28 protein-coding genes are annotated in these 24,566 nt (G+C 48.8%); 9 read left to right on the top strand and 19 right to left on the bottom strand.

Annotation, left to right across the window (positions count from 1 at the left end):
• Positions 1-79 precede the first annotated feature (79 nt).
• The 3 genes from gshB to HH301_RS04295 form a co-directional block, all read right to left on the bottom strand.
• Positions 80-1,018 carry a glutathione synthase gene (gene gshB, locus HH301_RS04305; protein ID WP_169566985.1) on the bottom strand — a complete coding sequence of 313 codons (939 nt, stop codon included), beginning with the start codon at positions 1,016-1,018 and terminating at the stop codon, positions 80-82.
• Between the two features lie 78 nt (positions 1,019-1,096).
• Positions 1,097-1,711 carry a BON domain-containing protein gene (locus HH301_RS04300; protein ID WP_169566983.1) on the bottom strand — a complete coding sequence of 205 codons (615 nt, stop codon included), beginning with the start codon at positions 1,709-1,711 and terminating at the stop codon, positions 1,097-1,099.
• 35 nt (positions 1,712-1,746) lie between these two features.
• Positions 1,747-2,064, bottom strand: a complete 318-nt coding sequence (locus tag HH301_RS04295; RefSeq protein ID WP_169566982.1) for a YraN family protein — start codon at positions 2,062-2,064, stop codon at positions 1,747-1,749.
• Positions 2,065-2,251: 187 nt separating this feature from the next.
• Here HH301_RS04295 and HH301_RS04290 point away from each other — a divergent pair, with 187 nt between their 5' ends.
• Positions 2,252-3,706: a penicillin-binding protein activator gene (locus HH301_RS04290; RefSeq protein WP_169566980.1), complete on the top strand. Its 1,455-nt coding sequence runs from the start codon at positions 2,252-2,254 to the stop codon at positions 3,704-3,706.
• On the opposite strand, the gene hemW is transcribed toward HH301_RS04290, so the two are convergent.
• The 3 genes from hemW to rph are packed head-to-tail and all read right to left on the bottom strand — an operon-like array spanning position 3,699 to position 6,191.
• Positions 3,699-4,883, bottom strand: coding sequence for a radical SAM family heme chaperone HemW (hemW, locus tag HH301_RS04285; protein WP_169566978.1), 1,185 nt, complete (start codon positions 4,881-4,883; stop codon positions 3,699-3,701). The two genes, HH301_RS04290 and hemW, sit on opposite strands and share 8 nt — an antisense overlap.
• Positions 4,858-5,472 (bottom strand): RdgB/HAM1 family non-canonical purine NTP pyrophosphatase, encoded by a 615-nt coding sequence (gene rdgB, locus HH301_RS04280; protein WP_169566976.1) that lies wholly within the window; start codon positions 5,470-5,472, stop codon positions 4,858-4,860. Before rdgB ends, hemW begins: the two co-directional genes overlap by 26 nt.
• Positions 5,473-5,474: 2 nt before the next feature.
• Entirely contained in the window at positions 5,475-6,191 is a 717-nt protein-coding gene (gene rph, locus HH301_RS04275) for a ribonuclease PH (protein WP_169566974.1), read from the bottom strand.
• Positions 6,192-6,340: 149 nt separating this feature from the next.
• Between rph and hrcA the strand changes: the two genes are divergently transcribed.
• Complete coding sequence (hrcA, locus tag HH301_RS04270) at positions 6,341-7,369, top strand: heat-inducible transcriptional repressor HrcA (RefSeq protein ID WP_169566972.1); 1,029 nt, start codon at positions 6,341-6,343, stop codon at positions 7,367-7,369.
• 27 nt (positions 7,370-7,396) lie between these two features.
• Positions 7,397-8,029, top strand: a complete 633-nt coding sequence (grpE, locus tag HH301_RS04265; protein WP_169566970.1) for a nucleotide exchange factor GrpE — start codon at positions 7,397-7,399, stop codon at positions 8,027-8,029.
• Positions 8,030-8,079: 50 nt separating this feature from the next.
• Here the strand turns inward: grpE and rarD are convergent, their stop codons facing one another.
• Complete coding sequence (rarD, locus tag HH301_RS04260) at positions 8,080-9,015, bottom strand: EamA family transporter RarD (protein ID WP_169566968.1); 936 nt, start codon at positions 9,013-9,015, stop codon at positions 8,080-8,082.
• A gap of 263 nt (positions 9,016-9,278) precedes the next feature.
• On the opposite strand from rarD, the gene dnaK reads away from it, so the two are divergent.
• The 3 genes from dnaK to dapB all read left to right on the top strand — a co-directional run bounded on the left by dnaK (position 9,279) and on the right by dapB (position 13,324).
• Positions 9,279-11,189, top strand: coding sequence for a molecular chaperone DnaK (dnaK, locus tag HH301_RS04255; protein ID WP_169566966.1), 1,911 nt, complete (start codon positions 9,279-9,281; stop codon positions 11,187-11,189).
• A 96-nt stretch (positions 11,190-11,285) separates the two neighbouring features.
• A complete protein-coding gene (gene dnaJ / locus HH301_RS04250; RefSeq protein ID WP_169566964.1) occupies positions 11,286-12,425 on the top strand; it encodes a molecular chaperone DnaJ in 1,140 nt (379 codons plus the stop codon).
• Positions 12,426-12,517: 92 nt separating this feature from the next.
• Complete coding sequence (gene dapB / locus HH301_RS04245; RefSeq protein ID WP_169569486.1) at positions 12,518-13,324, top strand: 4-hydroxy-tetrahydrodipicolinate reductase; 807 nt, start codon at positions 12,518-12,520, stop codon at positions 13,322-13,324.
• Here the strand turns inward: dapB and HH301_RS04240 are convergent.
• Positions 13,321-13,806: a DUF2244 domain-containing protein gene (locus tag HH301_RS04240; protein WP_169566962.1), complete on the bottom strand. Its 486-nt coding sequence runs from the start codon at positions 13,804-13,806 to the stop codon at positions 13,321-13,323. The genes dapB and HH301_RS04240 overlap by 4 nt on opposite strands.
• Before the next feature lie 63 nt (positions 13,807-13,869).
• Between HH301_RS04240 and nth the strand changes: the two genes are divergently transcribed.
• The gene (gene nth, locus HH301_RS04235; RefSeq protein WP_169566960.1) at positions 13,870-14,508 is read left to right on the top strand and encodes an endonuclease III; all 639 of its coding nucleotides are present in this window, start codon (positions 13,870-13,872) and stop codon (positions 14,506-14,508) included.
• Here nth and HH301_RS04230 read toward each other — a convergent pair.
• From HH301_RS04230 to HH301_RS04220, 3 genes are all read right to left on the bottom strand, one after another.
• The gene (locus HH301_RS04230; protein WP_169566958.1) at positions 14,500-15,012 is read right to left on the bottom strand and encodes a hypothetical protein; all 513 of its coding nucleotides are present in this window, start codon (positions 15,010-15,012) and stop codon (positions 14,500-14,502) included. The two genes, nth and HH301_RS04230, sit on opposite strands and share 9 nt — an antisense overlap.
• On the bottom strand, positions 15,009-15,698 hold the full coding sequence (locus tag HH301_RS04225; protein WP_169566956.1) for an EI24 domain-containing protein: 690 nt from the start codon (positions 15,696-15,698) through the stop codon (positions 15,009-15,011). The genes HH301_RS04230 and HH301_RS04225 overlap by 4 nt, the downstream gene beginning before the upstream one ends.
• 75 nt (positions 15,699-15,773) lie before the next feature.
• Positions 15,774-17,186: an amidase gene (locus tag HH301_RS04220; protein WP_169566955.1), complete on the bottom strand. Its 1,413-nt coding sequence runs from the start codon at positions 17,184-17,186 to the stop codon at positions 15,774-15,776.
• A gap of 103 nt (positions 17,187-17,289) precedes the next feature.
• Here HH301_RS04220 and HH301_RS04215 point away from each other — a divergent pair, with 103 nt between their 5' ends.
• The gene (locus HH301_RS04215; RefSeq protein ID WP_169566953.1) at positions 17,290-18,282 is read left to right on the top strand and encodes an adenosine kinase; all 993 of its coding nucleotides are present in this window, start codon (positions 17,290-17,292) and stop codon (positions 18,280-18,282) included.
• A gap of 73 nt (positions 18,283-18,355) precedes the next feature.
• Positions 18,356-20,068, top strand: coding sequence for an adenylate/guanylate cyclase domain-containing protein (locus tag HH301_RS04210; RefSeq protein ID WP_169566951.1), 1,713 nt, complete (start codon positions 18,356-18,358; stop codon positions 20,066-20,068).
• On the opposite strand, the gene HH301_RS04205 is transcribed toward HH301_RS04210, so the two are convergent.
• From HH301_RS04205 to hisB, 8 genes are read right to left on the bottom strand one after another with little or no spacing between them, the layout of a single operon-like run.
• The gene (locus HH301_RS04205) at positions 20,065-20,439 is read right to left on the bottom strand and encodes a histidine triad nucleotide-binding protein (RefSeq protein WP_169566949.1); all 375 of its coding nucleotides are present in this window, start codon (positions 20,437-20,439) and stop codon (positions 20,065-20,067) included. The two genes, HH301_RS04210 and HH301_RS04205, sit on opposite strands and share 4 nt — an antisense overlap.
• A 4-nt stretch (positions 20,440-20,443) precedes the next feature.
• Positions 20,444-20,776, bottom strand: a complete 333-nt coding sequence (locus HH301_RS04200; protein WP_206378164.1) for a phosphoribosyl-ATP diphosphatase — start codon at positions 20,774-20,776, stop codon at positions 20,444-20,446.
• Between the two features lie 10 nt (positions 20,777-20,786).
• Positions 20,787-21,545 (bottom strand): imidazole glycerol phosphate synthase subunit HisF, encoded by a 759-nt coding sequence (gene hisF / locus HH301_RS04195; RefSeq protein ID WP_169566945.1) that lies wholly within the window; start codon positions 21,543-21,545, stop codon positions 20,787-20,789.
• Entirely contained in the window at positions 21,538-22,272 is a 735-nt protein-coding gene (gene hisA, locus HH301_RS04190) for a 1-(5-phosphoribosyl)-5-[(5-phosphoribosylamino)methylideneamino]imidazole-4-carboxamide isomerase (RefSeq protein WP_169566943.1), read from the bottom strand. Before hisA ends, hisF begins: the two co-directional genes overlap by 8 nt.
• A complete protein-coding gene (locus HH301_RS04185; protein WP_169566941.1) occupies positions 22,269-22,823 on the bottom strand; it encodes a GNAT family N-acetyltransferase in 555 nt (184 codons plus the stop codon). The genes hisA and HH301_RS04185 overlap by 4 nt, the downstream gene beginning before the upstream one ends.
• Positions 22,824-22,833: 10 nt before the next feature.
• Positions 22,834-23,472 (bottom strand): imidazole glycerol phosphate synthase subunit HisH, encoded by a 639-nt coding sequence (gene hisH / locus HH301_RS04180; protein WP_169566939.1) that lies wholly within the window; start codon positions 23,470-23,472, stop codon positions 22,834-22,836.
• Positions 23,456-23,884 carry a DUF2628 domain-containing protein gene (locus HH301_RS04175; RefSeq protein WP_169566937.1) on the bottom strand — a complete coding sequence of 143 codons (429 nt, stop codon included), beginning with the start codon at positions 23,882-23,884 and terminating at the stop codon, positions 23,456-23,458. Before HH301_RS04175 ends, hisH begins: the two co-directional genes overlap by 17 nt.
• Positions 23,885-23,901: 17 nt before the next feature.
• The gene (hisB, locus tag HH301_RS04170; protein WP_169566935.1) at positions 23,902-24,501 is read right to left on the bottom strand and encodes an imidazoleglycerol-phosphate dehydratase HisB; all 600 of its coding nucleotides are present in this window, start codon (positions 24,499-24,501) and stop codon (positions 23,902-23,904) included.
• Between the last annotated feature and the right edge of the window lie 65 nt (positions 24,502-24,566).

The raw sequence follows: 24,566 nt of genomic DNA, 5'->3' as shown, positions 1-24,566 counted from the left end.
TATCGTTGAAAAAGGCGGAGCTCAAAGAAACCAATAGTCTCCTAGTTTGGTTCTATTGAGGTGTCAACAAGCCTAAAAATCAAAGTTTTTCTTCAATGCTATCCCAGATATCGGCCTCTAGCTTCACGCCGTTATATCTGTTGATTTCCTGAAGACCGGTTGGAGAGGTCACATTAATTTCGGTCAAATAATCACCGATCACATCAATACCGACAAAAATCAGGCCTTGCTCCTTCAGGGATGGGCCAATGATTTCGCAGATTTCCTGCTCGCGAGAGGTAAGCTCGGTCTTCATTGCCTGTCCGCCCACATGCATGTTGGACCGGCTTTCCCCTGCCTGAGGAACACGGTTGATGGCACCGGCTGGCTTTCCATCGATTAGAATAATCCGTTTATCGCCTTGGCGAACCTCTGGCAGATATTTCTGCACGATCATGGGCTCACGGTAGAATTCGTTAAACAGCTCATGAATAACCGTCAAATTCTCATCTTCGGGTTTTAGGTGGAAAACCCCTGCCCCGCCATTTCCATAAAGCGGCTTAATGATGATATCTTTATGCTCTGCCCGAAACGCCTTCATCTCAGTTAGGTCTGACGAAATCAGGGTTGGCGGCAAGACACCATCAAAATGAGTAACAAATATTTTTTCGGGTGCATTTCGAACACTGACAGGATCGTTTACAACCAGCGTTTTGGGGTGAATTCGCTCCAGCACATGAGTTGCGGTTATGTAAGACATGTCAAAGGGCGGGTCCTGACGCATCAAGACCACATCCACAGCCTCCAGGCTAATCCGCTCTTCCGCGCCAAGGCTATAATGGTTTCCTTTTTCCCTACGAAGTTCTAAAGGACGCGCTTTCGCAATCACTTCACCGTCTAGAAAAGACAGATCTTGCGGGCCATAATGAAAAAGCTCATATCCGCGAGCTTGGGCCTCCAGCCCCATCACAAAGGTACTGTCCCCATCAATATCAATTGATTGAACGGGATCCATCTGGATAGCTACGGCACGAGTCATTTGTTTTTCCTTAGGCTTTGTATCTCTTTACGGTGCGCCTGTTAGACATTTAATGGTTTCCAAAAATGGCGCAAGCGATTAATTGCGACTTGGATCATCCTTCATGATGACATGGCTTACAATCCGTCGAACACCTGAAATATCCCTTGCCTGCAGCATAACCCGGCGCAATTCAGCCTCATCCTGCGCAATCCCAATTAAATATACCACTCGATTAACGGTATCGACCGAATAGTTGATATGCTTAATACCGATGTCCCGCAATAAGCGGGATTTCAGAGAGGTCGTGATCCAAACATCGTCGGAAGTAGAAGAGTTATTGATTTCATCTTCCAACTGCAACTCATTGAGAACAGCCTTCACGGACTTTACAGACCAGATTAATTCAGCAACACGGTCCTTGTCAGCTTGGGAGGCAACAGCACCTGTCACCAGCACCCGTCCTTCGATGACAGTGGTGGAAACGTCCGTAAAAAGGCTTTCGCTCTCTTGAAGAAGTTTATCAACGATCGCCAGTTTGATCCCTGCGTCCGACACCGCATCTTCAACAGATCGCTCCTCGGCGACAACAACGCCTGCGGCAGCAGCGCCGCCAACAGCTACGCCAACAGGCGTGCAGCCGGACAGCAAACCACTGGTAAAAAGCCCAAGGACTGCGATCACACACCAAAGTCTATTTTGACGCCTACTCATTCTACACATTACTCACTCTTCAATCCGGATCTTTCCTACCATGCATTTTCAAGATGATAGGGCAATCGCAAGAAGGACGTCACCACAATAAAATCCAGCCTTAAATCAAAAGCAGAATACTTGGGATTTTCTGCAACAAAGCTAGCCAAAGCTTTTCGAATACGGCGCTGCTGAATAGGGCCAATTGCATGTTTTGCCCGTTCAATATCAGGCCTCATTTTGACTTCAACGGCAATCAGAACATTTCCCTTTTGAACCACGAGATCAATTTCACCGAACGGTTTCTTATACCGCCGCCTTAAGATCCGGTAGCCTTTCAACCTGAGGAAATATTGAACATAGGTTTCCGCCAATCGGCCTTTTCTCTCAGACCAACGTCTAGATTTTTGGATTTGGCTTCTAGAACGAGATGTCAAACTATCGCCTCACTTGGCTGTATCATGAGAACAGAATGACACTATTTCCTTGATGGGCAAAGTCTGGAAATTCTAGTATGTCCGAAAGACTGGGAAATTCCTCAAATCACGAGGGAACAATTGGATGAAATCGGTAAAAGAGATGAGCAGAATTTTGATCACTTTCAGACTAGGTCTAGTTCTCATCGCGATCTTGACCTTGAGCGCCTGCCAAACGCTCGGACCCTTCTCATCCTCCGAGAAAACCGACGCGGAAAAAACCGAAAAAGCGGAAGCCGTTGAGACAACGCCGAAAACAGAAGAGCCCGCAAGTGATGAGCTAGAGGAGGAGGCTGCTGAAGCGACACCCGCACCAAGCGATACCTTTGCTGGCAGTGAAATGAGATCAGGTATTCAACTGGAACGGCCTTTGCTGAGCGAAGATGAAAAGGTCGTTCGGCTCGCTATCCTGCTTCCACTTTCTGGCGCAAATAAAAAAATCGGAACCGATTTATTGAACGCTGCCAACATGGCCCTGTTTGACCACAATAACAAACAATTGCGCTTGCAGCCCTATGATACGCAAGGAACACCTGAGGGGGCGCGGGAAGCAGCTTTGAAAGCAGTCAGTGAAGGCGCGGAGGTTTTCATGGGGCCCCTGTTTGCCAGTTCAGTTCGAGCGATCGAAGACATAGCAGCAGCGAACAACATCAATGTCCTTGCATTTTCAACCGATGCCTCTGTCGCCAAACAAGGGGTGTATCTGATGGGACTGACAGTTGAACAGCAAATTAGCCGGGTTCTTGATTTCGCTTACCGCCAAGGCCTTGCGAACTTCGCTGTTTTAGCGCCCCAGAACCCTTATGGCGAAGCAGCCTTGTCTGCGATTGACACGACAACCCGTAGGCTTGGCCTCACGCTGACAAAGGTCAAACGCTATCCAACTGATCTTCCCCCAGGCTCGGAAGAGCTTCACGAGATAGCCAAAGATACGGCAAATTATGATGCCCGAAATTGGGTCTTGCGGCAGGAAATCAAAAAAGTTGAAGGTAAGTCTGATCCAGAATCAAAAGCCCTTCTGCAAAGACTCCAGAAATTGGATACATTCGGCGATGTGAATTTTGAAGCCCTGATCCTTCCGGAGGGAGGTCAACGCCTTCGCGAGCTTGCGCCGCTTCTTTCCTACTATGATATCGATCCCCAAAAAGTTAAATATATCGGGACAGGCCTTTGGGCAGATACAAGCCTAACGACAGAGCCTGCACTTGTCGGCGGTTGGTTTGCCGCCCCAGCGCCTGAAGCACATAACCAGTTCCTGCAACGATTTAATGGAATTTATGGATATGTACCACCACGGATTGCAAGCCTTGCTTATGATGCCATGGCACTTTGTGGTCTTCTCGCGCTTGATGAAACGACTATCGACAAGTTTTCTGTGGTAGCCCTGGAAAGCACAGAAGGCTTCACCGGGTATAATGGTCTTTTCCGGTTCACAAATACGGGGCTTGCTGAACGCGGGCTGGCCGTGATGCAATTGGGTCAGGATAAACTGGAACTCTTGGAGCCCGCACCCAATACATTTACGCCCGCTCTTAACTAAGAAGCTCAGCAAGCACGCTGTTAAGGACAAATCGGCCTTGATCCGTTGCCCAAATCCGCTGTTCATCAGCGCCTAGATAATCTGCCCCCAGCAACTTTTGTAAACGAGAGGCATCGACAAGCTCTGAAAAAGGCGAGCTTGTCAGGCGTTCCACGTTTTCGAACCAAACCCCCTCCTTGAGGCGAAGACCCATCAGCAAAAGCTCTTCCGCTTTATCCAAAGCTTCAACGACCTCTTCGGAGGATTCTGTAGCATGTCCGTGCGCTTCGACTTGCTGGAGCCAGGTTTCAGGCTTTCGAAGCTGTGAGGTCGCATACCGTTTTCCGCCAGCAATCAGACGTCCGTGCGCACCGGGACCTATCCCCAGATACCCCCCATACCGCCAATAAGTGAGGTTATGTCGACACTCATACCCAGGCCTTGCATGATTGGAAATCTCATACCCTTCCAGTCCCTGCTGCTGGCAGATATCCTGGGTGAGTGCAAACATGTCCTCCGCCAACTCATCCACGGGCAGTGCAAATTCACCCCGGCGGTAGGAGCCCGCAAAACCTGTATTGGGCTCAATGGTCAATTGATAGAGTGATATATGATCCCCCGCCAACGTCAGGGCCTGCTTGAGATCCTGCTCCCAATCCTGAAGGGACTGATCGGGAAGGGCATAAATAAGATCGAAGGAGATGTTCTCAAAATTTGCCCGCGCAATTTCAATGGTCTCCATGGCCTCTGCCACCGAATGCTCCCGACCGAGAAATTTCAGGAACTTGTCCTGAAGGGATTGCACCCCCATGGAAAGTCGGTTCACGCCGGCCAGACGATAGCCTGCAAATGATGATGCCTCAGCTGAAGTTGGGTTAGCCTCCAGGGATATTTCGACATTTGGGGATAGATCAAAGCGATCCCCAACGGCTGAAATGAGCTCTGCCACAGCCCCATCAGACATCAAGGAGGGCGTCCCCCCACCAAAAAAGATGCTTGTGACCTCTGTTTTATCTGAAAGCGCAGAATAGTAATCTAGCTCTGAGATTAGCGCCGTTACCCAGCGCTGCTCATCCAAACTTTCACGGACATGGCTATTAAAGTCACAATAAGGGCATTTTTTGCGGCAAAATGGCCAGTGAAAATAAATGCCAAATCCGGGATCAGGCGTACTATTTTTGGGTGACAAAACAGGCATCGATCAGCTGCCGGAACGCATCTGCCCGATGACTAATCGCATGCTTGGCTGACGGCTCCATTTCCGCAAAAGTAAGCTTGCCCCCTTGTGGAATAAAAACAGGGTCATATCCAAAGCCCTTTTCACCCCGCGGTGGCCAGGAAAATTCACCCTCAACCCGGCCCTCAAAGCTTTCCGTATGACCATCGGGCCAGGCCAGGCACAAGGCACAGATAAAAGCAGCCTTTTTTGAGGCGTTTTCACCTTGCTCCTGCAATTTTTGATGCACAGCTTCCATTGCAATCGAGAAATCTTTTGTCGGACCTGCCCATCGCGCTGAGTAAATTCCAGGATCACCGTTCAGTGCCTCCAGTGCAAAACCAGAATCATCGCTGAGCGCGATTTCTCCGGCACCCTTGGCAGCCGCCAGTGCTTTGATTTTAGCGTTTGCAATAAAGGTGTCGCCATCCTCCACCGGTTCAGGCAAATTCAATTCGCCTGCTGAAATTGGCTGCACACCGAAGTCGGAAAGTAGCTCGCCAATTTCGCGAACCTTACCAGGGTTGTGGCTGGCAACAATCAGGCGCTGTCCATCAAATAAACGCGCCATCTTTAGATTCCTAAAGCCTCGCGTTGCATTTGGCACAATTCCTTCACACCTGACTTTGCGAGATCAAACAGAGCAGTAAACTGGCTCTCCGTGAACGGATCTTCCTCAGCTGTACCTTGAATTTCAATAATACGACCGTCTGATGAAAGCACGAAATTCGCATCAGCCTGCGCATTGCTGTCTTCGGGATAATCCAGATCGAGGACAGGCACACCTTTGTAGATACCGCAGGACACGGCAGCGACCTGATGCTGCATCGGAACTTCCAGGATCTTACCCTTCTCAACAAGCGTGTTAAATGCCTGATAAAGCGCAACATAAGCGCCGGTAATAGACGCGGTACGCGTTCCACCATCAGCTTGAATCACATCGCAATCGACTGTGATCTGGCGCTCTCCAAATCCTTCCATGTCGACAACGGCCCGCAAGGAGCGTCCGATTAGACGCTGAATTTCAATTGTCCTACCCTGCTGCTTGCCGCGCGCAGCTTCCCGGCCCATCCGCTGGTCTGTGGAACGTGGCAGCATACCATATTCAGCTGTCACCCAGCCTTTTCCGGTATTGCGCAAAAACGGGGGTACACGCTCTTCAATACTGGCTGTGCACAAAACATGGGTGTCACCTGCCTTAATGAAGCAAGACCCTTCAGCATTTTTCGCGTAACCTGGCTCCATGATTATTTTACGGAGCTCGTCAGCCTGTCTTCCTGATGGACGCATGATGTTCCTCTACCAACTTTGGGATTTTTCACAATAGCAGCCCCTTGTAACTTGTGCGCCCGATTGACGCAAGAGTGCAGCTTTACTACATTTCAGTGGATCAGCTTCCTATATATAGTGAGTTGTGTTTGGCGAGAGTGTAACTATCCATGAGAATACAAGAGTTAAACGAAAGAAGTCGCGATATCTTTCGCAACATCGTTGAAACCTTTATCGAAACCGGTGAACCTGTTGGCTCACGAACTTTGTCCAAGCAAAGCCAGCTAGGACTCTCTCCGGCCTCAATCCGAAACATAATGGCCGATTTGACAGATGCAGGCCTTCTCTATTCGCCGCATGTCTCGGCTGGTCGTCTTCCCACCCATCGCGGATTACAGCTTTTTGTCGACGGTTTGCTGGAGATTGGCAATCTGACAACGGAAGAGCGGGAAGACATTAAAACCCGCTGTTCTGTTCAGGGTAAAAACTTTGATGAAGTGCTCACGGAAGCCTCGTCCATGTTATCAGGCCTCTCCAATTGTGCGAGCCTTGTTCTAGCCCCGAAAAGTGACAGTCCAGTAAAACAGATTGAGTTTGTCCAAATCGGATTAAACAAGGCACTGGTGATCATCGTGACAGCAGACGGTCTTGTGGAAAACAGAACCATTGAAATTCCACCAAATCTATCCCCCTCGGCCTTACAGGAAGCGGGCAATTATCTTTCAGCCCGATTGACTGGTAAAACCCTGAGCGAGGCAAAATTATCAATTACAAAAGAATTGGAATCTCATCAGGCACAGCTTGATGAATTAACGACAAGCCTTGTGGAATCGGGTATGGCGAGCTGGGGCGGTAAGGAAACCCTGATCGTCAGGGGACATTCTCATTTACTTCAGGATGTGCAAGCCATTGAAGATCTTGAGAAAATCAAACAACTGTTTGATACCCTTGAAGCCGGCAAAGAAGGTATTAAATTACTGGAATTGGCCGAAGGGGGAGATGGTGTCCGGATTTTTATTGGCGCAGAAAACAATCTTTTCTCGCTTTCTGGGACATCAATGATTATTTCTCCCTATCAGAACAGTCGTAATCAGGTTGTTGGTGTTGTGGGCGTTGTCGGACCAACACGTCTCAATTATGCCCGCATTATTCCAATGGTCGATTATACGGCCAAGGTTATAGGTCGATTGCTTGATTAAGTGACACCGAGTTAGGAAATGAACGAGATGAGTAATACCAACCCAAATTCTCCGGAAGATCTGGATCCAAAACAAGCTTCAGAAAATACCGAAAATTTGGCATCTGGCGAAGAAGAGCAAGCTGCCACGGAAGAAGGCGCTGAACAGGCTTTCGGTAATTCTGTTGAAGAACAGCAGGCGGCGGAAATCGCGGATCTGAAAGAAAAGCTGCTTCGCGCTATGGCAGAGACCGAGAATATGCGTCGACGCTCCCAGAAGGATAAAGAAGATGCCATGAATTACGGTATCACTAAATTTGCCCGCGATATTCTTACGATCTCTGATAATCTTCGCCGCGCGATAGAATCTGTTGGGGAAGAAGACCGGGAAAATGAAACCGTTAAATCCCTGCTGGCCGGTGTTGAGATGACGGAAACTGAACTTCAGAACACGCTCGCGAAACATAAAGTTCAAGTTATTGAAGCTGAGGGTCAGAAATTTGATCCAAACCTGCATCAGGCAATGTTTGAAATCGAAAACCCTGAGGTAGAACCCGGAACTATTCTGCAAGTTATGCAAGCAGGTTATGTGATTGCGGATCGCCTATTGCGCCCATCACTTGTTGGTGTCGCCAAAGGTGGACAGAAAAAGGAAAATGTCCAGGTGGATCAATCCGTCTAATCTGAAGAGCTCTGCTCATTCAAGAAACCGCCCTCTGAAGGGCGGTTTTTTTATGATCTGTTCCGATAGCCATCTATGGAGTACACAAGCAGTCCCGCCCAGATAAGAGAAAAGGCAGAAAGCTGGATAAAGGAGAATTGTTCTTTAAAAACAAACACGGCCAAGATGACTTGAATGGTGGGCGCGATATACTGCATTAAACCCACAGTCGACAGACGCAGCCTTTGTGCGCCATAGGAAAAGAGGATCAATGGAACGCCTGTGACAAAGCCAGTGCCAGCCAACAGCAAAAAGGTCTCTATCGAATAGAAACCATCGCCCAGTGCACCACCTTGTAAGCCATCCGTTACGCTGAGGAAAATAATGTATCCCAACGAAAATGGGACCAGCAGTCCGGTTTCAATCGATAAACCAATTGTAGATTCTGCTTCTACTTTCTTTCGGAGCAGGCCGTAAAAGCCAAAAGAAAAAGCGAGGACCAAGGATACCCAAGGAAGCTGGCCAAGCATAATTGTCATCAGGCTTACTGAACAAATCGCCAGGAAAATAGCGAAACTCTGCCAACGATTGAGCCTTTCCCCCAGGAATATCATCCCAAGAGCAACACTCACTAACGGATTAATATAGTAGCCCAGACTGGCCTCAAGCACCCTGTCATTGACAACAGCCCACAGAAAAGTCGTCCAATTTGCTGCGATCAATAAGGTTGATCCGATAAAATACTTCATCACTGAACGATTGGTGATTGCCAGCCTCAGTTTCTCCAGCCGCCCTGTCGCCAGGATCAAAATGCTGACGAGAACAAGCGACCACAGGATACGGTTGGCCAGAACTTCCAGCACGGGAACATGGCTGAGTGCCTTAAAATAAAGCGGAAAGACCCCCCACATTCCAAATGTGGCAAGCGCCGCCAACAGGCCTTTTTGTTTTTCTTTATCAGGCAAACCATGAGGTTCTGAACCTGAATTTGCGGGGATTTTTGTCAAAGTGGGTATCTATGCGATCTAGAGAGGATCGTTCTTATCTATCAAAAGTCATGAATGGCGTAAAGTTACTCCTTTCACCTGATTGACCCTAATCCAGTGTCCGGTGAATTTCTTCAAAAAAACACAAAACATGTCCAAACCGGTACTTGCACTGATTTCGCATCACACCTATATAAACGGCATACAGTATATGTTTAACTCCTTGGGGATTTTTGCGGTGCATGAAGTGGCTGTGAAAGTCTGCCGAATAGAAAGAGGAAAAAATGGCTAAAGTAATTGGTATTGACCTGGGTACCACAAACTCCTGTATTGCCGTAATGGATGGTAAAGATCCAAAGGTGATTGAGAACTCCGAAGGTGCCCGTACTACCCCTTCAATGGTTGCCTTTACAGACGACGGAAAACTGGTGGGTCAGGCTGCAAAACGGCAGGCTGTTACCAACCCTTCTGATACTCTGTTTGCAATCAAGCGTCTGATCGGTCGTCGCTTTGATGACAAGACAACGCAAAAAGACAAAGAAATGGTTCCCTATAACATCATCAAGGCAGACAACGGTGATGCATGGGTTGAAGCCAAAGGTGAGAAATATTCCCCAAGCCAGATCTCTGCTTTCATTCTGCAAAAGATGAAAGAAACAGCAGAAGACTATCTGGGTGAAAATGTAACTCAGGCAGTTATCACAGTTCCTGCTTACTTTAACGACGCGCAACGTCAGGCAACAAAGGATGCCGGTAAAATTGCCGGTCTGGAAGTTCTCCGGATCATCAACGAGCCGACAGCTGCAGCCCTTGCTTATGGCATGGACAAAACTGACCAGAAAATTGCCGTCTTTGACTTGGGTGGTGGTACTTTCGACGTTTCCATCCTGGAAATCGGCGATGGCGTTTTTGAAGTTCAGTCTACAAATGGTGACACCTTCCTCGGTGGTGAAGACTTTGACTTGAAACTGGTTGATTACCTCGCCGATGAGTTCAAAAAAGAAAACGGTATTGATCTGCGCTCTGACAAACTTGCATTGCAGCGTTTGAAAGAAGCAGCTGAAAAAGCCAAGATCGAGCTGTCCTCTTCTCAGGCAACAGATGTAAACCTGCCGTTCATCACTGCTGATGCGTCTGGTCCAAAGCATCTTCAGGTCAAGCTGACCCGTTCTCAGTTTGAAAACCTGGTGAGTGACCTCATCCAGCGCACACTTCCACCTTGTGAAAAAGCTCTCAAAGATGCTGGCCTGAAAAAAGGTGACATCGATGAGGTGATCCTCGTTGGTGGTATGAGCCGTATGCCGAAGGTCCAGGAAATCGTAAAAGAGTTCTTTGGCCGGGACCCACACAAGGGCGTGAACCCTGACGAAGTTGTGGCCATGGGTGCTGCTATTCAGGCTGGTGTTCTGCAAGGTGACGTGAAAGACGTTCTACTGCTCGACGTGACACCATTGTCATTGGGTATTGAGACTCTGGGCGGCGTTTTCACTCGTCTGATTGATCGGAATACAACAATTCCAACCAAGAAGAGCCAGACTTTCTCAACAGCAGAAGACAATCAGTCAGCCGTGACCATCCGGGTCTTCCAGGGTGAGCGTGAAATGGCTGCCGATAACAAACTGCTTGGCAACTTCGACCTCACTGATATTCCTGCTGCACCGCGCGGTGTTCCGCAGATTGAAGTGACTTTCGATATTGATGCCAATGGTATCGTAAATGTATCTGCGAAAGACAAAGGAACTGGTAAGGAACAGAAAATCCAGATCCAGGCTTCAAGTGGTCTGAGCGACGATGATATCGAAAAGATGGTCAAAGATGCAGAAGAGCATGCTGCCGAAGATAAAGCCCGTAAAGAAAAAGTCGAGGTTCAGAATCAGGCTGAAAGTCTGATCCACACAACCGAGAAAACTCTTGCCGATATGGGCGATAAAATCGGTGACGATGTCAAAGGTCCAGTCCAGACTGCACTTGATGAACTGAAAGAAGTTAAAGACTCTGATGACATCAGTTCTATCAAGGAAAAAATGGAAGCCCTGCAACAGGCATCCATGAAACTTGGCGAAGCTGTTTATGCTCAAAGCCAGGCTGAAGGTGCAGAAGCTGCTCCTGAAGAAGCCAGCGAAAGCAGCTCATCCGATGATGATGTTGTTGACGCCGACTTTGAAGAAGTCGATGAAGACAAAAAAGACAAATAAGGCCGAGTGATCCGATAACGGGTTACGACCTGAATTGTAACGAACCGCTCCGGCCTGATTTTCAGACCGGGGCGGCATTTGGTTGAGTAGGACCTTATGGAAAAACGTGACTATTATGAAGTTCTGGGGGCCTCAAAGGATGCCGATGCAGCGGCACTGAAGAAAGCCTACCGGAAAATGGCCATGCAATATCATCCGGATCGGAATCCGGGCGATCCTGAAGCTGAGGCCAAGTTCAAAGAAATCAATGAAGCCTATGAAGTCCTTGGTGATGAGCAGAAGCGTGCTGCTTATGACCAATATGGACATGCTGCCTTCGAGGGCGGCATGGGTGCCGGCGGAATGGGCGGTATGGGTGGCATGGGAGCTGGTGGCTTCTCTGACATCTTCGAAGATCTCTTCGGTGATTTCATGGGTGGACGTAGATCCGGTGGCAGCAATGGACAGCGCCGCGGCTCAGATCTTCGATACAACATGGAAATCTCCCTGGAAGAGGCATATCACGGCAAAGAAACTGAGATTAAAATTCCAACCTCGGTTGAATGCGATGAATGTGACGGCAGCGGTGCTGCTGAGGGATCCTCACCCACCAATTGCGGAACCTGCCAGGGACACGGAAAAGTACGCGCTCAGCAAGGCTTCTTTACAATTGAACGCACCTGCCCGACTTGTCATGGTCAAGGCCGTGTCATTGAAAAGCCTTGTAAAAAGTGTCGCGGTGAAGGCCGTGTCCATAAGGAGAAAACTCTCGCCATCAATATCCCAGCCGGTGTAGACGATGGAAATCGTATTCGACTGTCTGGCGAGGGCGAAATGGGACTTAGAGGTGGCCCTCCAGGCGATCTCTATATTTTTCTGACGGTTTCCGACCATCGGATTTTCCAGCGGGATGGACAGAACCTGCATTGCCGGGTTCCAATCCCCATGACAACCGCAGCCCTTGGTGGCGAGGTTGAGGTTCCGACACTCGATGGTGCACGTGCCAAGGTCTCCATTACTGCTGGTACGCAATCGGGACGGAAGTTCCGCCTGCGGGGCAAAGGTATGCCGATCATGAATTCCTCTGAAAATGGGGATATGTATATCCACACCATTATTGAAACGCCGGTCAATCTGACAAAACGTCAGAAAGAGCTTCTGAAAGAGTTCGAAGCCGAAAGCAAGGATGGTCATAATCCGGAAAGTGAAGGCTTCTTCTCCCGGGTCAAAGACTTCCTGGCGGATCTCAAAGAATAACAAATGCAATAAGGACCCCTCGCCAGAGGGGTTCTTTCATGATAAACCCTTTCCCGGTTTAATTTGAAACTGAGGAAAGACAGATGAGTGACATGAAAATCGGTATTGTCGGATGTGGTGGACGCATGGGCAGAATGCTGGTCAAACAGGTCACTCAAACAAAGGGCTGCACCGTTTGTGGCGGCACCGAACCCAAAGGGTCTCCTTTCCTTGGTGAAGATATCGGTAAACTTGCCGGTCTTGATGATCTTGGCGTTACCGTATCTGATGACCCATCCGCCCTGTTCGATGAGGCCGATGCGGTTATTGATTTCACCTCCCCAAAAGCCACAATTTCTCATGCAAAACTAGCCGCAGAGAAAAACAAAATCCTGGTGATTGGTACAACTGGCCTGACCAACGAGGAACAGGCTGAGGTAACAGCGGCGGGCAATGCAGGAGCGACGATTGTTCAAGGCGCGAATATGAGCCTCGGGGTTAATTTGCTGGCTCAACTGACCAAGAAAGTAGCATCCATTCTAGACGAGGATTTCGATATCGAAATCCTAGAAATGCATCACCACCACAAAGTCGATGCCCCTTCTGGAACAGCTTTACTCCTCGGCAAGGCAGCGGCAGCCGGACGTGGTGTCGAGCATGACGCCGTAGCTGATCGAGGACGAGACGGTATTACCGGCTCTCGGAAACGCGGCGACATTGGCTATGCGGTTCTTCGGGGTGGCAATGTGGTCGGAGACCATACAGTTATGTTTGCTGCTGAGAACGAAATTATTGAAATTTCGCATAAAGCCGGTGATAGAGCCATCTTCGCGAGAGGCGCCGTCAGGGCTGCGCTTTGGGCCAATGGCAAGCCAGCTGGCAATTATGACATGATAGATGTCCTTGGCTTAGGGGATTAAGCGTATACGGGGTTCCGATACCGGTGGAGCGCCATTTTCAGCTCCTCCGCCACATCGTCTTTTTCATCCGGGATCAAGAACTGTCCAAATTCAATAATCTCTGAGCGGCAAGCAATATAAAGTCGATCCTCCTGCTGCTTAACCCGGCACCAGTAAGCATCAAATTGAACATCCTTGCTTCTGCCTTTGGGATCAATCGACCGGAATATTAACTGTCCGTCTTTGATCTCTATGATTTGAACCCGTTTGGCTGATTTGAAGTTGGCCTTGAAAGCCCAATAGATCAACAGAACATCTAACCCAAAAAAGCCGAAGACGGGCCATGCGCCCATCAGGACGAATGCCATTCCTGCGACAAAGCTAATCCCGCAAAGGCAGGCCATAAAAATGAAGAAACCCCTATCACTCAAACTCCGATGCGGATGTAAGAATAGCGAATAGTGATCGCCTTCACGTGTGCTTTCAATCGAGCCGTTATCCATCCTCTTCTCCCGTTGAAGAAAAGATCATTGCACAGCTTACGGAGCTATGCCAATAACATCCTTATGAAAAAAGCGGACATCGAAGAATTCTTTAGACGAATGAGCGAGGCAAATCCAGAGCCCAAAGGGGAACTGGATTATGTCAATCCGTTTACCCTGCTGGTTGCTGTCGTGCTCTCAGCCCAGGCAACAGACGTTGGGGTCAACAAAGCCACCGGTCCGTTATTCGCTGTTGCCGATACACCAGAAAAAATGCTGGCGCTCGGCGAGGACACGGTTCGCGACTACATCAAATCCATTGGTCTTTATAAAACCAAAGCTAAAAACGTGATCAAACTCTGTGAAGCCTTGATCCGCGATCACAATAGTGAAGTCCCCCAAACGCGGGAAGAGTTGGAAAAACTAGCTGGAGTGGGACGAAAAACGGCTAATGTGGTCCTCAATATCGCCTTTGGCCAGCCGACAATTGCGGTGGATACTCATCTGTTTCGCCTTGGAAATCGAACCGGCATTGCGCCCGGCAAAACCCCGCTGGAAGTTGAAAAGAAGCTGGAAAAACGAATTCCGAAAGCCTACTTGCGCCACGCCCATCACTGGCTGATCCTACATGGACGTTATGTTTGCAAGGCAAGGAAACCGGACTGCCCGGCATGCATTGTCGAAGATCTTTGCAAATTTAAGGGTAAAACGACCTCAGCTTAGGGTTTTTAGCTTATCAAAGCCAACCCTGCGCAACTGGCTTCTAAAGCAACGCTCTTCGGCTGTCTCCTCGGGCGCTTCCCGGTCGTTCATTGCATAATAACTGACCTTCAGATTCTTATCGTCCAAATCTGGATAAAACACCAAATGCAGTGCGCAGCTTGAGGTTAAATATTGCCAAACCTCTGCCGGGCTGTCCTTACGCCGAAGGGTTGGTGGTCCAAACAACTGAAGAATGTCTTGGACAGATTTGCCTTTTAAAACTGAGACAGCCGGAATCTCAACATCTGGCTCGGCTTCAGCCTTTTCATCGAGCTCAGTCGGCTTTTCAGGAAGAGCTGCAACTTTGCCTGTTACTTCGGCCTTTTTCGAACTGACCTCTGGCTTAGCGACGGACACTGCAGGCGTTTCCGCTGTGCTCACAGATGTTTTTTGGGCATTTTCAGTTGTCGCTCCGCAGGCGCTCAAGAGCGCCGCGATAGCCAAGCCCCCCAATAACTGCTTCATGAGACATTCATAAGGGCTCGACCAGAACTGGAATGAGCCCGCTTCTTATACAAATGAACCATTGTTGCTGTCGCGATTATGGGAACGATCAAGTTCAGGATCGGAATTGTCATGCAAAACGCGATAGCTACGCCTGTCAGGAAGATTTCCATATTGCCGATCTTCCGCAGCCGGTTGACAACCTTCATCTCATGATGGCGCACGGCAACCTGTTGAAAAAATTCGCGGCTCAGCAAATATCCATTCAGCAGATAATAAACAAAGAGATTGATGACCGGTATCAGATAGAGCGGCAGCACCACAATGTTGCAGGCCAAAATAACCGCAAAAAACTTGAGCGCATCATAGATGCTGGACCAAAGCGGGATATCACGTGACGGCTGATCCTGAGGGTAATGTTTTTCTTCTACGGCATCAGCGATATCATCTAGGAAAATCCCGATCACCGCACTCATAGCCAGAGGGAAGATAATCACAGCAACCACCAATGCACCGACGCCGCTCATAACTTCAATGATGCTGTTTAGCCAATCCCAATCCGTTGCAGGTATTAATCCCGCCAATTGCAGAATGACGATGAAGGTCAGGATCTGCGCAACAATGGCATAGATCAATGATTTTACGATAACGGAGCGGAATGCCGGATCCGTCAGTTGCATCAAAGCTTTATTAATTGCCGAGATCAAGAGATGCCCCCAAGTTCTGTAAAATTACACCCATCATGTAGGAATTTTTTTCGTTTCATGCAAATGCTTTCCCCATCAAGGTCTTGGATCCACCGGGACCATATGCTGTAAACCATGCTTCTGCTCAAACATATGGGCGGCCTGTAAAACCAGATCTTCCCGATGGGCAGGCCCAACAATCTGCAAACCAACAGGTAATCCCGATTTTGTCATCCCGCAAGGGATGGAAATAGCAGGACAAGTCGTATTGGTTATCAGATAAGTCTGTGCCAGCCAGGCAATATAATTGTCAAACTTGACGCCATTTACCTCTGATAGAGATCTAATTTCATGATCAAAGGGAGGGACCATCACCGTTGGTGTCAGCAAAAGATCATACTGGGTAAAGAAATCTGCTGCCCGATGGAAGAGCTTACCCTGCTCCCGATGGGCCCAACCAATCTCATTGGCGGTTAATTTCAGCCCAGCCTCAATATTCCAAATAACATCCGGCTTCAGTTGATCCCGGTGGGTTTCAAGTTTCGGCCCGTGAGCAGCCGCAAACTGAGCCGCTCGTAAGATCTGGAAGACGTCATGATTGCCCTCAAAATCAAAGCAATCCTCATCAACTCCTGCCGCAATATCCTGAAAAGACCTGGCGGCTTTTTCACAAATTTCTGCAACCTCTGAATCGATTGGATTGAGACCGAGGTCCGGACTGTAAGCGACACGACCAAACTGACAAGGCTCAGAGAGTTTATCCAGATAAGAATAACCAGGGGTGGGCAGACTAATCGGATCTATGGGGTCTTCACCAACCATCATATCCAGCATTAAGGCGACATCTGCGACTGTCCGCCCCATAGGCCCCTCAACAGAGTTCAGACCAAAAGGCAATGCAGCTGGGCCATGCGCACAGCGACCTGGGGAGGGGCGAAGTCCAACAACCCCTGTAAAACTGGCTGGAATTCGGAGACTTCCACCCAGATCGCTTCCCTGTGCAAGCCAAACCTGACCAGCAGCCAACGCCGCAGCAGATCCACCGGATGAGCCGCCAGGTGTTTTTGTCGTATCCCACGGGTTTGTCGTTGTACCTAAAACCTCATTAAACGTCTGGGCGCCCGCGCCAAATTCTGGTGTGTTGGCCTTGCCAACGACGATTGCTCCGTGCGCTTCTAACCGCTTGACCATGGCATCGGAATGCGCCGCGATCTGATCTGCAAAAATGGGGGACCCCATGGTAAAGCGAACGCCTTCAACCGCAGTCAGATCCTTAATGGCAATCGGTAATCCATAAAGATAGGATTTCGGATCTTCGGGTGTTTCCGCCATTAACCGTTTTGCGTGATCCCGCGCGCGATCAAAACACCGGATTGGAATGGCATTTACAGCGCCATCGGTTTCCTGAATTCGTTTTTCCGAAGCATCGATCAGTTCAAGCGGGGATACCTCTCCTGCCTTGAGCTTCTCCACCGCCTGAAGGGCAGTCAGTTTAATTAAGTCATCCATAAATACATTCTTGACCAAAATTCTCTCAATTGTACAGCCCAGCTTGCGCAATCAAGGCAAATGTCTATACTCCGCCCCGGCTTTATCCAGATCAGGAGCACTTATGACTGAGACCAAATTCGACACCACTTGTATCGGCAATGCAATTGTTGACGTGATCAGCAAGGTGGAAGACAGCTTCCTTGAGACTGAAGGCTTGGTTAAGAACTCCATGAACTTGATCGATGAAGATCGCGCAGAGGATCTTTATGGGAAAATGGGGTCAGCTGTTGAAATCTCTGGAGGTTCCGCTGGAAACACTGCAGCAGGTGTCGCATCCCTTGGTGGACGCAGCAACTATATCGGAAAAGTCAAAAACGATCAGCTCGGCGACATCTTTACCCACGATATTCGGGCTATGGGCGTGAATTTTGAGACGCAAAAAAGTGATCAAGGTGCTGCAACCGCGCGGAGCTTTATTCTGGTCACTCCTGATGCTCACCGGACAATGAACACCTATCTTGGTGCCTGTGTCGAACTTGGCCCTGATGATATTAATCCAGACGATATTGCCGCTTCCGCAGTAACTTATATGGAAGGGTATCTTTGGGATCCAGAAGGCGGCAAAGCTGCTTTTCGGAAAGCCGCACAAATCGCACATGAGGCTGACCAGAGAGTATCTCTAACTCTTTCTGACAGCTTCTGCGTTGATCGCTACCGCGAAGAATTCAAATCCTTTATCATTGATGGCGTTGACATTCTCTTCGCCAACGAAGATGAGATTAAATCCCTGTTCCAGACAGATGACCTTCAAGTGGCAATTGATGCAATCCGTCCACATGTAGAGATTGCCTGTGTGACCCGAAGTGCTGAAGGCTCCCTCATCCTGCAAGCAGATGAAAGCATTGAAATCGCCGCTGATCGGAGTATCGAGGTCGTGGATACAACAGGCGCAGGAGATCTTTATGCGTCCGGTTTCCTCTATGGATTTACAAATGGCTTCAGCCTGGCAGAAAGTGGGGCGATTGCCTCTCTGGCAGCTGCGGAAGTTATTAGCCACGTAGGTGCACGGCCTGCAACCAACTTGAAAGAGCTCGTGCAAAGCCGCCTCAAATAATTGTTATTACGCTGCTTTTTCTTGACAGCGGTGGCTGATGAACTCACCCTTCGAGTGATCGCAAGGGTAAAGCATGACATCAACCAACGAAGAGATAGAACCTAAACGTAACAAGCGTTTTCGGGTGAGGGCAGAGACCGTTCGATTATATAGCGGTCTGACCCTGATGCTGTTCCTAATTACGCATCTTTTGAACCACTCACTTGGGCTCATATCTCTGGAAGCTTTGGAAGCTGGTCGCTATGTCTTCACAATCATCTGGAGAAGCGTTCCTGGAACCATTGTTTTACTGAGTGCCATAATCCTGCATCTGCTGCTTACGACACAACGGTTATTGATGCATCGATCCTTCAGACGGATCCCCCCAAAGGAAATCCTCCAGATTATACTGGGACTGGCCATCCCACCTCTTATGGTTGGCCATATCATTGGTACCCGCATCGCGCACGAGATGTTTGGGATCATTGATAGCTATTCTTATGTCCTTTATTCGATCTGGATCGCATCCCCGATCGAGTCGCTTCTTCAAACAACTGGCCTGTTAGTTGCCTGGATCCATGGCTGTCTCGGAATTCATTTTTGGTTGCGCCTGAAACCCTGGTACGAAAACGCCAGTCCTTATCTCTATACCGCAGCCATCATTTTACCGCTGCTCGCCTTATGTGGGCTCCTCGTTGGAGCCAATATGGTGGAGGTCTACGCACGAGATGTAATCTGGCGCCAAACCCTTTTTGACAGCCTCGGCCTTACTCAAGAAGATATCGACTGGGCAATTTCCCTCCGCCTTGCTGGCTTGAAAACCATGATTGGCATCCTTGCAGTCCTGTTGCTGAGCCGCATTTTCTGGTTCCTCCATTTCCGAAAAGAGCGGATGATCACTGTTACCTATCCCAATGGTAAGAAAGTCTCAGCCCCACCCGGGACTACAGTGCTTGAAATCAGCCAATTGGGAGGTGTTCCGCATGCGTCCGTTTGTGGGGGGCGCGGACGCTGCTCGACTTGTCGAATTCGGATCAGCGCTGGCCTTGATAACCTTGACCCCCCGAGTGACGAAGAGTTATCCGTTCTGAAACGGGTTGGAGCAATTGAGGGAACCCGTCTTGCCTGTCAGGTACCGGCAATGACAGATTTAACAGTTACGCCTCTGCTGAGTGATCGCGTAAATCACCGATCTTCCTTCTCCAAACCAAAATACTTGCAAGGCGGGGAGAAAGAGATCGCAATCCTGTTCGCTGATCTTCGGGCCTTTACCAAGTTCTCTGAAGCCAAACTTCCCTATGATGTGGTTTTCATTATCAACCAGTATTTCAGACATATGGGCGAGGCTATCGAAACGGCCGGTGGCCATTTAGACAAGTTCATTGGTGATGGAGTAATGGCCCTGTTTGGTTTGGAAGATACAACTGAAGTAGCCGCCCGAAAGGCACTGAAAGCGGCAAAGGAAATGGCACTTGCCCTTGAAGCCTTGAACGAGGATTTACAATCCGACCTGAAAGAGCCGTTAAAAATTGGGATCGGGATCCATATGGGCCAAACCATTATTGGAGAAATGGGATACGGCAGGGCAACTTCCGTGACCGCTATTGGCGATGCCGTGAATACAGCCAGTCGCCTGGAAGCGATGAACAAAGACTTTAAAAGTGAACTGATTTTCTCGGATCGGGTCGCCCGGGAAGCCGGATATACCAGTCAATCGCGGACGGAAGAGGTTTTGGTCAGGGGCCGAAATGAACCCCTGAACATTCATATTATTTCAGATGCTAAAACCTTGGAAATTAACGACTAATTGTTCATTCCACGGGCCATACTGCCTTCTTTGATTTTCTGACCACCCATGATGTGAACATGAAAATGCGGAACGATCTGGCCAGCGTTTTCACCATTGTTAGTCACCATCCGATATCCCTGCTCATGGACACCCAAACCACGGGCTATCTCACCGACTTTGGCGAAAAAATTGCCGATTTCAGCAGCCGTCCCATTTGCAGCAAAATCATCCATGTCAATATAGGCACCCTTAGGGATTACCAGAACATGGACAGGTGTTTTCGGCGCAATATCATGAAAAGCAAGGATGTTTTCATCCTCATAAACCGTGTTGTTCGGGATTTCCCCTCTCAGGATTTTCGCAAAAATATTCTCGTTATCATATGCCATATTCTTACCCCTTCTCACTTCTGGAGGCTTTTTCATCCAAGCCGGAAAGTCCTTCTCGCTCAGCCAACTTCTGATAAACCTCAGCAGGTTTGATCCCTGCATCCGCCCATAGGACAAACATGTGATAGATCAGATCCGCGCTTTCAGAAACAATTTCCTCCCGGTTATCGAGAGCCCCTGCCAACGCTAGTTCCACCCCTTCTTCACCCACTTTCTGAGTGATTTTCTGGCGACCCTTCGCATAAAGGCTGGCAGTATAAGAACTGTCTGCAGACGCTGATTTTCGAGCTTCAATCGTCTCAAAAAGACCGTCCAGAACTTCTGTTGAACTTTTCATTCCGCCCCCGTTACAATCTGACTGGAATACCAGCGTCCCGCATATTTTCTTTAGCTTCTCGAATAGTATGTTCTCCAAAATGGAAAATGGAAGCAGCCAAAACAGCAGTTGCATGGCCATCCCGAATACCTTCGGCCAAATGTTCCAACGTGCCGACACCGCCTGAGGCGATAACTGGAATTGAAACCGCATCGGCAATTGCCCGCGTAAGCTCCAGATTAAAGCCGGTTCGTGTACCATCCCTATCCATCGAAGTTAGCAGGATCTCACCAGCCCCATAGTCGGCCATTTTCTTGGCCCACTCTACGGCATCAATGCCGGTTGGCTCCCGGCCGCCATGTGTGAAAATCTCAAACTTGTTTGGGCCTGTCTGTTTTGCATCGATTGCCACAACAATACACTGGTTACCAAACTTCTGTGCAGCTTCGCGGACGAATTCAGGATTATGAACGGCTGCTGTATTGATAGAAACCTTATCAGCACCTGCCAGAAGAAGTTTTCGAACATCTTCAACGGTCCGCACCCCGCCACCAACCGTCAGAGGCATAAAACACTGTTCCGCGGTGCGGCGAACCACATCATAAATGGTATCTCGATTGTCAGAACTCGCTGTTATATCCAGGAAACAAAGCTCATCAGCGCCTTGCTCATCATAAACACGGGCCTGTTCTACCGGATCGCCAGCATCAATAAGATCAACAAAATTGACGCCTTTAACAACCCGGCCATCTTTGACATCCAAACAAGGAATTACTCTCGCTTTAAGCATCTGCTTGTTCCACCAGTTTCAAAGCCTCAGCAGGATCAATTCGACCATCATAAAGTGCCCGCCCAATAATGACACCTTCAATTCCGCTGTCTCGAACGGCCAAGAGATCCTCAATGTCCTTAATAGAAGCAACACCACCTGACGCGATGATAGGAATAGAGATCTTTTCTGCCAGCGCTGCTGTTGCCTCAACATTCACGCCCTGCAAAGCACCATCCCGATCAATATCTGTGTAAATGATGGCCTCAACACCGGCATCCTCAAATTTTTGAGCTAGATCCAACGCTGATGTTTCACTGGTTTCTGCCCAACCTTCGACGGCTACCATACTGTCACGAGCGTCAATACCAACAGCGATATGACCTGGAAATTCCCGACATGCGGCTTTAACGATTTCCGGATCCCGAAGGGCGATCGTTCCCAAAATGACGCGGCTGATGCCCTTTTCAAGCCACATCTCAATGGTTTTCAGATCCCGAATTCCACCTCCGAGTTGGGAGGGGACATTTGTCGCTTTCAAAATTGATTCAACAGCGGCAGCGTTTACCGGCTTACCTTCAAACGCTCCATTGAGATCTACGAGATGAATACGTTTGAACCCTGCATCCTTGAACGCCCGCGCCTGATCGCCGGGATCTGTATTAAAAACTGTCGCGGCATCCATTTCACCCCGAAGCAGGCGGACACAATTTCCATCCTTAAGATCAATAGCTGGATAAAGGTTCATAACTCGACGACCTCCTCAAGGTCTTTGGTGTAATAATACCCATTTACAAAACGCTCTCCATCCCAGGCATATTTCTTCTTTTCTGCCCATCGAACGAAGCCACTATTCTCAATCAATGTAATCGCCGCCTTTTGGGTTTCTCGAACATCTACTTCAAGGTTTTTAAAACCTTGCCGGCGCGCAGATTGTTGTAAAACTTCAAGCATACCGATGGCTAAGCCATGACCACGGGCGTAAGGCGCAATGAAGAAGGTTGTGATATTTGCGATATGGGCACTTGCCTCATTGTTTGGAAAAGGCTTTACCAATTGTGCAGATCCGACAATTCGCCCCTCCAGTCGGGCGCAATACAGCTCCCGAACCGGCATTGTGATAACCCCACGCCAGAATATTTTTTGTTTCGAGCGCTCTGGTGGTTTCAGCCAGCCAAATCCGTTTCCATCAACAACGGCCTCATCCACAGCCGTACAAAGGTCATCCAGATCCGTCTCGGAAATCTCTTCCATCAACTCAATAACGGGTTGCTGAATAGGAGTGCGAGTTTCAGTCATTACGTTTCTCTCACGGGTTCCATTTCAGGAAATTGGAAATCAATCTCAAACCAGCTTCCTGGCTTTTTTCAGGGTGAAACTGTGTCCCGATCATATTATCCCGCCCGATAATAGCGGTTACAGATCCACCATAATCAACGGTTGCCAAGACATGTGCAGGGTCATCCGTCACAACATGATAGCTGTGAACAAAATAAACGTGATCCCCATTTTTCAAGCCGTTCAGCAGCACATGGTCGCTGGACAACTGCAGCTCATTCCATCCCATATGAGGGATTTTCAAAGTCGGATCTGAAAGCTCCAATGCCTTGGCACTCCCTTTGATCCAGTCCAACCCTTCTGTTTCACCATATTCCAGGCTGCGACTTGCCATAAGCTGCATGCCAACGCAGATCCCAAAGAACGGAACAGCGCGATGAATAACAGCCTCTTGAAGCGCATCACGCATACCGGTCACAGCATTCAAACCGTCCCGACAGTCCTTGAACGCGCCGACACCAGGCAGAACAATCCGATCCGCTTTGGCAACAACCTCGGGATCACTTGTCACCAGCACATCCATGTCAAGATTTGCTTCGCGAACGCATCTTTCAAATGCTTTCGCAGCAGATCTCAGATTTCCCGAGCCGTAATCAATAATTGTAATCATCTACAGTACCTAATGTTGAGACCCGTTCGGGTTCAGTGTTCTTTATCAAGCGCCGCAATACCTTCTCTTCAGCTTGCTCCAGACTTCCTGCCTCCACAGGATATAACTCTCTGTATCCCTGCTTTTTCAGCTTTTCAGCCCGAAACATTTCTGCGTAGCAGGCAAACAAAACTGAAAACGCCAGACTAACCGCAATAAGAAGGAACTCTGGTAAGTCTAAAAGAACCTGTCCAAGCTCAATAAACAAAGATGCAAAAACATAAACCAGTAATGCCCACCATAGCCGATGCCAAAGCGCCCAAATTGGAGAGATCAAAAACGCCCACCAATTAAACCCTGATTTCAGAAGCACCAGCCCCTTTCCATCCAGATCTGCTATGTCTCCATTGTAAAAAGCTGAGTACACGGCCATAGGCGCACCACTCCGCCTTAGAGGCTTCCGCCGAGCGTTCCCTTTGTGGAGGGGATGGCTTCAAGTTGGCGAGGATCCAACTCAATGGCATCTCTCAATGAGCGGGCAAGTGCTTTGAAGCAACTTTCAATGATATGATGGTTATTCTCACCATAAAGATTCTCCACATGCAAGGTTATGCCTGCAGACCCTGCAAAGGCCTGAAACCACTCCTTGAAGAGTTCGGTATCCATTTCACCAAGTTTATCGCGAGAAAACTCAACTTTCCAAATCAAATAGGGACGTTTGGAAATATCGAGTGCCACCCGTGTCAAAGTTTCATCCATGGGAATATGATAGGACGCATACCGACGGATACCCTTCATATCGCCAAGGGCCTTTGAAAAAGCTTCGCCAATAGCAATTCCGGTGTCTTCAGTCGTATGGTGAAAATCGATATGCAGATCACCCTTAGCCCGGACCTTCAGGTCAATCAGGCTATGCCGGGATAGCTGTTCCAGCATATGATCCAGAAATCCGATGCCTGTCTCAACATCGTATTTTCCAGTCCCGTCTAAATCGAGCCAAACCTCAATATCAGTCTCTTTGGTAGTCCGGGTTACGCGACCTTCACGCATCTGCATTCCTTCCGGGATTTCAATGACCTCAATCCAATGCCGTGCATATAGCAGGAGTCACCCGG

The sequence above is a fragment of the Sneathiella limimaris genome (genome assembly GCF_012932565.1).
GTDB lineage: Bacteria > Pseudomonadota > Alphaproteobacteria > Sneathiellales > Sneathiellaceae > Sneathiella > Sneathiella limimaris.
This window is presented reverse-complemented; position numbering and strand designations above follow the sequence as displayed.